At 37.2% G+C, this 8,413-nt stretch carries 7 protein-coding genes and 1 pseudogene; 3 read left to right on the top strand and 5 right to left on the bottom strand.

The features are described from left to right. Positions 1-592: pseudogene (locus tag Q1553_RS01295) on the top strand (lipid A biosynthesis acyltransferase); the annotation flags it as partial. After that, a complete protein-coding gene (locus tag Q1553_RS01290) occupies positions 564-1,631 on the top strand; it encodes a glycosyltransferase family 9 protein (RefSeq protein WP_300668132.1) in 1,068 nt (355 codons plus the stop codon). The pseudogene Q1553_RS01295 and the gene Q1553_RS01290, both read left to right, overlap by 29 nt. On the opposite strand, the gene yedF is transcribed toward Q1553_RS01290, so the two are convergent. Genes yedF through Q1553_RS01265 form a run of 5 tightly spaced genes read right to left on the bottom strand, consistent with a single transcriptional unit; the run spans position 1,621 to position 6,752 of the window. Further along, complete coding sequence (gene yedF, locus Q1553_RS01285; RefSeq protein ID WP_181881634.1) at positions 1,621-1,953, bottom strand: sulfurtransferase-like selenium metabolism protein YedF; 333 nt, start codon at positions 1,951-1,953, stop codon at positions 1,621-1,623. The genes Q1553_RS01290 and yedF overlap by 11 nt on opposite strands. 11 nt (positions 1,954-1,964) lie before the next feature. Then, a complete protein-coding gene (gene tilS / locus Q1553_RS01280; protein WP_181881635.1) occupies positions 1,965-3,044 on the bottom strand; it encodes a tRNA lysidine(34) synthetase TilS in 1,080 nt (359 codons plus the stop codon). Then, positions 3,031-4,359 (bottom strand): 30S ribosomal protein S12 methylthiotransferase RimO, encoded by a 1,329-nt coding sequence (rimO, locus tag Q1553_RS01275; RefSeq protein ID WP_297578388.1) that lies wholly within the window; start codon positions 4,357-4,359, stop codon positions 3,031-3,033. Before rimO ends, tilS begins: the two co-directional genes overlap by 14 nt. A gap of 13 nt (positions 4,360-4,372) precedes the next feature. Continuing rightward, positions 4,373-4,954 carry a Holliday junction branch migration protein RuvA gene (gene ruvA, locus Q1553_RS01270; protein ID WP_297578391.1) on the bottom strand — a complete coding sequence of 194 codons (582 nt, stop codon included), beginning with the start codon at positions 4,952-4,954 and terminating at the stop codon, positions 4,373-4,375. Positions 4,955-4,964: 10 nt separating this feature from the next. Further along, positions 4,965-6,752 (bottom strand): flagellar assembly protein A, encoded by a 1,788-nt coding sequence (locus tag Q1553_RS01265; protein WP_115551588.1) that lies wholly within the window; start codon positions 6,750-6,752, stop codon positions 4,965-4,967. Between the two features lie 96 nt (positions 6,753-6,848). On the opposite strand from Q1553_RS01265, the gene murJ reads away from it, so the two are divergent. Continuing rightward, positions 6,849-8,300 (top strand): murein biosynthesis integral membrane protein MurJ, encoded by a 1,452-nt coding sequence (gene murJ / locus Q1553_RS01260; protein ID WP_115551589.1) that lies wholly within the window; start codon positions 6,849-6,851, stop codon positions 8,298-8,300. The last annotated feature ends 113 nt before the right edge of the window (positions 8,301-8,413 follow it).

The following is an 8,413-nucleotide window of genomic DNA, read 5'->3' as shown; positions in this document are numbered from 1 at the left end:
AAATGGTGAAAAAATCATCTTTGTTACCGCGCATTATGGCAACTGGGAATACACTACTCCCGCCTTTACTTGTCATTTCAACCACCCCATTACCGCTGTGGCGAGAATGACGCCAAACACTTGGGTGAATCGCTATCTTTTAGAAACGCGTTCTAAATTCCATATCACGATTCTCAACAAACAAGGTGCAATGCTAGGACTCGTCAAAGCACTTAACAAAACAAAGGTAATTGGGGCTGTAACAGACCAAAATACTGCCAAGAGTGATGGGTTATTGGTAAAGTTTTTTGATAAAAATGTCCGACACACACCCATTGCATCTCTTTTGTCCTTGAAATATCACGCCAAAATTGTGCATGCTTTTGCTTCCTATTCTCAAGATTATCGTCAAATCCTCATCAAAGTTCTGCCTCCCATAGAATTTCAAGAAACAGGAGACTTACAAGCCGATATTCAGAATTTAACACAAATCCAAAGCGATATTTTGGAGCAAACTATTCGTGAAAATCCAAAAGAATGGCTATGGTTTCACAAAAAATTCAAAAATCAATACGAGCATATCTATGAAAATTCTCATCATCAAACTAAATAAAATCGGCGATGTTTTACTAATTAGCCCACTTTTTTCCAATCTAAAAGCCCATTATGGAGAAGAATGTATTATTGATATACTTGTTAATGACGGCACACAAGGCGCAATTAGCCGCGAGCATTTGCGCAAGATTCACTGCCTAAGACGTCCGAAAAATCCTTGGCAAAAACTACAAGCCGAAATCTCCTTACTCTATGCTGTCAAGCGAGAAAAATATGATATGGTAATTGGCTTAGGCAGTGGGGAGCGCACAGCATTTTTGAGTTTTTGGAGCGGAGCTAAGATTCGCGTTGGATACCCGCCCCATAGCTTTTGGTCTAAATCTATTTATAACTTAAGGCTACCCTACAAAGGAGGACAACATACGATTGAATATAACCTAGAAGCCTTGCGTGCGCTTGGGATTCCTATTCTCTCTAAATGTGTCTGTGCAAATATCGCACTAGATTGCGAGAAACTTAAGAATCTCCCACAATATTTCGTGCATTTACATCTCTTTAGTAGCTGGTTTTTTAAATGTATAGAGGATAGTTTTTGCGCAAAAATCATTGATTTCATCACGCAAACCTACCAACTCCCTTGCATTCTCACTACTTCAAATGACCCAAGGGAATCCGAAAAACTTCAGCACATTTTACAGCTAACTAAAAGCAAGCCCATTGTGTTTAATGGCAATTTATCGCTAGGTGAAGTATCTTTGCTAAACTCCAAAGCCTTAGCGTTTATCGGTGTAGATACAGGCGTTATGCACTTAAGTGCGGCAAACAACACTCCAACTTTTGCATTTTTTGGTCCAACATCACCTATGACTTGGGGTCCTTGGGATAATGACTTACAAGATTCCACTTATCTTGCGCGCAATGGAATCCAAAGTATGGGAAAACATTGCGTCTATCAAGAGCCATTACCTTGCGTGCCTTGTGACAGAGACGGCTGCAATGGAAGCAAAAAGAGTGATTGCTTGCTTAGTAAGCTAGACGAAAATCTTGCACTAAAAACTTTACAAGACTTTCTTACACCTCTTATGCCTACAAACTAACTGCGTCCTCTGCATTTAAAAGTGCATTAAGTGTAGCTTTGGCATTGCCAACTTGACCGACTTTGAGAGATTCTAAAAGTCCAAAATGCTCCAAACAAGTTTGACAAGAAAAAATTGCAATCCCTTGCGCCTCTAAAGATTTCAGGACTTCAACCCCTGCCGCATTCGTTGTAGCCAACAAAACACCGCGATTTAATAAATAAATCGCTTGAGGTTGCGGATTGCATTCTTTCATTGTACTTAAAAATCCCAAGATAAGCTTGCGTCCAAGCTCGCTATTTTCACCGATTGAGTCGTCTTTAATCAATAAAACCTTTTTCACTTTCTCTCCCTTTAAGATTCTATAATTTTATCTAAAACTCTTTGTTCAAAACCTAAATTTCTAGCCTGAAACAAAAAGATTCTGAATTTCTTTGGAATCCCCAAACAACGATATTTTTCGCGCAATTTCTTAGGGATAATTACCAAAGAATAAGTATAAGTGGAGAGGAATATTTTGCCCTTTATTTTTTCTATTGCGATTTTATGCCTAAAAACTTGTGAAAAACTTTTTTCCTCCAAAAGTCGCTTTAATTCCAATTTTTGCACACGAGAGAGCAAAACACCACAAATTTTACACACCAAATCCACAGATTCTAAAGCATTGTTTAAAGATTCCAATCCCAACACACAAAATTTACCTAAAGTTGGAATCTCAAAAACTTGATTTGTAGGCGCAACACTTTCTTGTTGAAATCCCTTACAAAGCTCTTTTAAACTAAATGCGATTCCGCTTTCAAACTCACTTAAAAGCCTTTTGGTAAAATTGATTCTAAAATAATTGCGCTGATAACGCGGATTGAGATTGCTAAAATCCTCAAAATAAAAAAAATGATTTTTTTGGAGATATTTTAAAATTTCCGCGTGACTGACCTGCCATAGAGGACGCACAATCCAATAACTGATTTTTTCTTGCTGAATCTCTCTAATGCAAATCCTCTTGTATTTGGGCGACATTTGCATTTTTTGCAAATTTGTTCCCTTGCAAAACTGCATTAAAAACCACTCCAACATATCATCTAGCTGATGTGCCAAAATCAGATGAGAATATCCAAAATGCATAATCAAATTTTCAAAAAAATCATAACGCAACTTACGCGCATTGCTTTCAAAATTATTGTGTATTTTGGGTGCATACTCCACAAAACACCGCTTATTATCCATTAAACACAAATTTTGCGCATAAGAAACCTCCAAAGCAGCCTGCTTGCGCATACCATAGTTCATAATTGCCACATCAAAAGGAATTTGATAGGATTTGAGCAAAAAATACAACGCACTAGAATCCACCCCGCCAGAGAATGCTAAGAGATTCCTGCTCCCTCTTAGCTCCTCTACAAACTCTAATGTAATCTCAAAATTATGCTCGCCCAAGCACACAACCTAACACATTTTCTCCTACGACTTCTGTAATTTTAACACGATAGTACCCAATCTCTAAATCCTCCTTGATTTCCTTGTCGTTAATCAGAATCTCTCCATCAATTTCAGGAGCAAAACGAATATCTCTTGCGCTATAAAAATACTCCGATTCCGCGGATTTTCCCTCTAATATCACAAGGATTTCACTGCCCACCAAAGCCTCTAAATCTTTTTTGTATTGCTTTAAAAAAATCTTATTAATCCGCTTCAATCGCGCATTAATCGTCTTTTGCGGCACTTGTTCTAATTGCGCACTTTTTGTTCCCTCTTCGCAAGAGAATCCAAAGAAATTCATTCTATCAAAGCAAAAAGTTTGAATCCAATCACATAGCTCCCCGAAATCCTCCTCCTCCTCACTTGGGTGTCCGATAATAAAACTTGTGCGCACAAAACTATTTGGCACTGCACGCATAGCTTGTAGCAACTCTTGAAACTCTCCTTCTCTCCCCATTGTTTTTAAGACTTTTTGACTAATATGTTGCAAAGGTATATCAAAGTAGTTTTGAAAGATTGTAGAATCACAAATTGCGGTAATTAAACGCTTAGAAGTTGTGGAGGGATAAAGATACAAAATCCTTGCACTTTTGATTTCCAATCCCTCTTTTGCAAGTTTATCTATGCTCTCAATGAGTTGCACCAATCCGTCTTTAACCCCAACATCACGCAAATAAGAACTAGAATCCTGCGCGATAAAACTAAAATCCCTAAAACCTTGCTTGACTAAATTTTTCACTTCTTTAAGTGTAGATTCTAAAGTGCGAGAATGCAATTTGCCCTTAAAGCTTGGAATCGCACAAAAACTACATTTTTGATTGCAACCCTCTGATAATTTAATATATGCGTGGATTTTAGAGCCGCTAATGACACGCTTATGATTTTCATTTGCTAAAAATACCCCCTTTTGGCTTGAAAGAACCTTTCCATTTTTGCGCAATTCTATTAGCTCACCAATCTTATCATAATCTCCCACCCCTGTAATAATATCAATCTCTGGAATCTCTTGTTTTAATTCTTTTGCATAGCGTTCGCTTAAACAACCACTTGCAACAAGAATTGCATCTTTTCTCTTTGATTGCAAAGCATTCAAAATGCTTTGGACACTTTCTTGTTTTGCCGCTTCAATAAATCCACAGGTATTAATAATCACAACATCAGCTTCGCTTAAGTTTTGCGTATTTTCATATTCACTTAAAGCCCCAAGCATTACTTCGCTATCCACTAGATTCTTTGTGCAACCTAGTGAGACTAAGTGCAATTTTTTGCTCATTTTTTTCCTAAATTTATAAAGTTTGCATTTTTTTCAAAGCTGCTTTGACCATTTCACCGACTTCTGCGTTCTCTAAACCTTTTGTCGCTTTATGAATCACATCACTTTTGTATCCCAAAGACTCCAAAGCCAAAATCACTTGATGCAAATTAGAATCCTCCGCTACTCCCATATTATGATTTTGTGTTAATTCCAAAGACCAACCAGAAAGCTCTACTAGAATCCTACCCGCACTCTTTGGACCAATTCCCGGTACTCTTTGCATAGATTTCACATCATTGCTTTCTACAATTTTTGCAAAAGTTTGAGGACTAAAAGTAGAAAGAATTGCGATTGCAACTTTTGGACCTACGCCATTGATTTTAATCAGACGCTCAAAAAGGCTTTTTTCCATTAAATCTACAAACCCAAATAAAATCTGCGCGTCCTCACGAATAATGTGTGAAATATGCAAGGTTAGCTTTTCGCCCACTTTGGCTTTAATCTGATTGAAGGTTTGCAAAGAAACAAACACTTCATACACCACACCTGTGCATTTTAAAGCCACACGCGTTGGTTCTTTGATAAAAATTTCCCCCTCTAATGCAATAATCATTAAGATTCCTTTATAAAATTAGCTGAATTTTGTCTTTTTGATATACGACTTTAGAAGGTTCGCCGGGCTTTGGCACACAGAGTAATTCACGGCTAGGAGAATAAAAGACATAATGCACTTCATTATATCCAATCCAACCGCTCTCTATCGTAATCGTCGCATTTTTTGTCAATTCGTCTAATACATTAAGTGCCTCGCGCGCGTTTTTGAAATCCATACTTAGCTCATTGATTCTTTGCCGCTTATTTTTAAGCGCAAGCACGCGTTGATGATATTCCTCAAATTTCGCTAACAGATAGCTAGGAGGCGTGGTTTTAGTGTTTTTATAATGAATCAAAGTTCCACGAATCTCATCTGCGGTAGCTTTAAGCTTTTTAAGCTCTAAACTCTCAACTTTTAGCTCTTTTGTCATACGAATTGCTTCTTTAATAGATTCATTTTTTTGCTTGAAAAGTGCGTTATACTTTTCTTTTCCTGCTGGACTATAATTTGCTGCTAGGAAAAATTTATTTTCGCCTTTTTCCATTTTGGTGATATGAATATTTTTGGTTGCATACAAAAACGCATTGGAATGCAAAGTTTTAATCACAATCTCTTCTGCATAAATTTTGCCACCATAGACATGCTCTACTTCCACCTTTTTAGCTTCAATAATCCCTGTTTCAAGCATTTCTACTTTGATATACTCGCCTTTTGCATAACCCTTATGTGTCGCGATTTCTGCATCATTGGCAAAGATTTTGGAGTTTTGATGCGTAAAGCCTCCAATACGCACTTCTTTTGAATTAATCTCTGCATTAGGACCAATATTTCCCTCAATATTCACTTCCCCCGCTTGAATCTTCATTCCTTGCCCTAAGGCTTCTTTCATTGCGTCTTTTTGTGTGATATTGATAATTGTGCCACTATTAATATTGCCGATGAGTGAACCAGTAGTTTTGAGTGTTACAGATTCCGTCTCTAAGGTATCCCTAACATACAAAAACCCATCTTCATATTTTAAGATTCCACCAATTACACTGACGTAATAAATACAACAAGGATATTCTTTAAGTGCGATACTTTCTTTATCATATTGCAAGGCACAAGGTTGGTGTAGTGTTTTTGGACTTTGAGGAATAATGTATTCTCCGCGGATATTGCGTCCGGGCTTGCCTTGTAATGGCTTTTGATATTCGCAAATTACATCATCTTTTAGCACCGTTTGGAATTGTCCTGTAATGTCCTTTTTAAACTCCAAATTTCCCTCAACACTTGGGATAAGATTCACGCCACTTAGAATTTTGTATTTCACATCTTGTCTTAGCGGATATTCCAAAGTCTGCAAAAACTCTTCTAACGCGCTTTTTTCTTGCGCTTCATTAAAGCATAAAATCCTATTCCGTGCCTTTTCTTTTTTGATTTGCATATACACACTATCAAAATCTTCTTTGCTATAATTAAACCCCACACGAAAAGTCAAAAATGCCTCGCTAAAGGCTTTGTCTGCCGTGAAATGGAATCGTGTTTCCTTGCGTTCTTTTTCTTTAATCAAAATACAATATCGTTGATTCATCACGAGATTTGGTTCTAGCATATTATCGCGATTGCTAAAAAACGCATCTACTTCTTGTGCAGGAATCAGTTGGGATTCATAGTCATAAAGATTTTTTTTGTAAGTAGTGATAGATTGCAATTCAAAATCAAAGGAATCTGCGTCCATATTGAATTGAGAGGAGACTTGCTTAATGGCAAATTTAATATCTTCGCATTCATTAACATAGTAAGGTCTAAATGTTCGCAAAGAATTTTTTAACATATTTCTAAAACCTTTTATGCAAAAATAAATTAATTTTATCCTAAATTGTTATAAAATTAATTTAAAATCCGCAATTTTGCGACAAAAGAGAACCGAATGTTTTTCAAAGCCTTTTTTACCAATAGCAGCGGAATCCTCACTTCAAGGATTCTTGGTTTTTTTCGTGATTTGCTCACCGCTACGATTCTAGGCTCTAGTATTTATAGTGATATGTTTTTTGTGGCTTTTAAGCTACCTAATCTCTTTCGTCGTGTTTTTGGCGAGGGTGCGTTTAATCAAGCTTTTTTACCAGGATTCTTTAATGCGCGTCTGCGCGGAGGATTTGCACTCAAGATTGGATTGATTTTTTGTATTATCTTGCTTTGTCTTTCGGTTGTTGTATGTGTGTTTAATAAGCCACTCACAAAACTGCTAGCATTTGGATTTTCTGATGATTTAATCGCCCTTACCGCACCATTAGTTGCCATTAACTTTTGGTATTTATTGCTTATTTTTATCGTAACACTCTTTGGCGCAATGCTACAATACAAACGCAACTTCACCGCTTGGGCTTATTCTCCTGCACTTCTCAATCTTGCGATGATTATTGCTCTGCTCCTTGCAAGAGGCAGTGAATCCTATCAAGCCATTTTAACTCTAAGCTATGGCGTGCTTGCAGGTGGAATCGCACAAATCTTGTTGCATTGTTATCCTATGTGGCGTTTAGGATTCTTTAAGCTTTTATATGTAGGATTTAAAGAGTTAAAATACAAAAATCCACAACCCAACTTAAAAAATGCTCAAAAAACCTCCAAACAAGATTCTATTAACCGAAACGTCAAGGAGTTTTTCAAGCAATTTTCTCCTGCAATGTTTGGTAGCTCCACTGCGCAATTCGCTTCTTTTATTGATACGCTTTTAGCCTCTTTTCTCGCAAGCGGAAGTATTTCGTATCTTTATTATGCTAATCGCATTTTTCAGCTTCCTTTGGCAATTTTTGCGATTGCGACTTCCACAGCCTTGTTTCCTATGGTTGCAAAATATATCAAGGAATCCAAAGAATCCCTTGCTTTAAGGGAGCTTTCTCGCTCTTTTTGGTTGCTTAGCATTTTGCTAAGTTTATGTGTGCTTGGTGGCTATTTGCTCAAAAACGAAATCATTTGGCTTTTGTTTGAGCGGGGCAAGTTTGCACGCACAGACACACTCTTATGTGCGGGTGTTTTTGGCGCATATCTTGTAGGTTTGCTCCCCTTTGGATTGGCGCGGATTTTTTCACTTTGGCTCTATTCTAAATCCAAACAAGCATTAGCGGCTAAAATCTCGGCTTTCTCACTTCTTATTGGTACTTTTTGCTCCTTTGTTCTTATGCAGTATTTTGGCGCAATAGGGCTTGCGCTAGGTGGAAGCATTAGCGGGTTTTTTGTGTTTTTTTTGACTTTGCATTTTTTTGGTTGGAATCACTTTTGGAATATCTTATGGAATCCCAAATGGATTTTGATTCTTTGTTTCCTTTTGAGTGTAGAATTTTTGATACTTATTGCTTTTAAGACTTATGTTTTTAGCTTATAATTAGTAACTTGCATAAGCAAAGTAAAATAATCTAGTTGTGATTAACGCAATGCCATTGGTTGGCAAAACTTCGGACTATGGATTACCACACCAACACTCACGAGAGCATTTTT

Origin of the sequence: Helicobacter sp. UBA3407 (assembly GCF_949747025.1) — a bacterium.
GTDB classification, from domain to species: domain Bacteria; phylum Campylobacterota; class Campylobacteria; order Campylobacterales; family Helicobacteraceae; genus Helicobacter_D; species Helicobacter_D ganmani.
This window is presented reverse-complemented; position numbering and strand designations above follow the sequence as displayed.

What these genes read in the sequence shown, in the direction of transcription:
- Q1553_RS01290 (WP_300668132.1), top strand. Translation starts at nt 564, where the DNA reads ATGAAAATTCTCATCATCAAACTAAATAAAATCGGCGATGTTTTACTA.
- rimO (WP_297578388.1), bottom strand. Translation starts at nt 4,359, where the DNA reads ATGAGCAAAAAATTGCACTTAGTCTCACTAGGTTGCACAAAGAATCTA.
- ruvA (WP_297578391.1), bottom strand. Translation starts at nt 4,954, where the DNA reads ATGATTATTGCATTAGAGGGGGAAATTTTTATCAAAGAACCAACGCGT.
- murJ (WP_115551589.1), top strand. Translation starts at nt 6,849, where the DNA reads ATGTTTTTCAAAGCCTTTTTTACCAATAGCAGCGGAATCCTCACTTCA.
- Q1553_RS01265 (WP_115551588.1), bottom strand. Translation starts at nt 6,752, where the DNA reads ATGTTAAAAAATTCTTTGCGAACATTTAGACCTTACTATGTTAATGAA.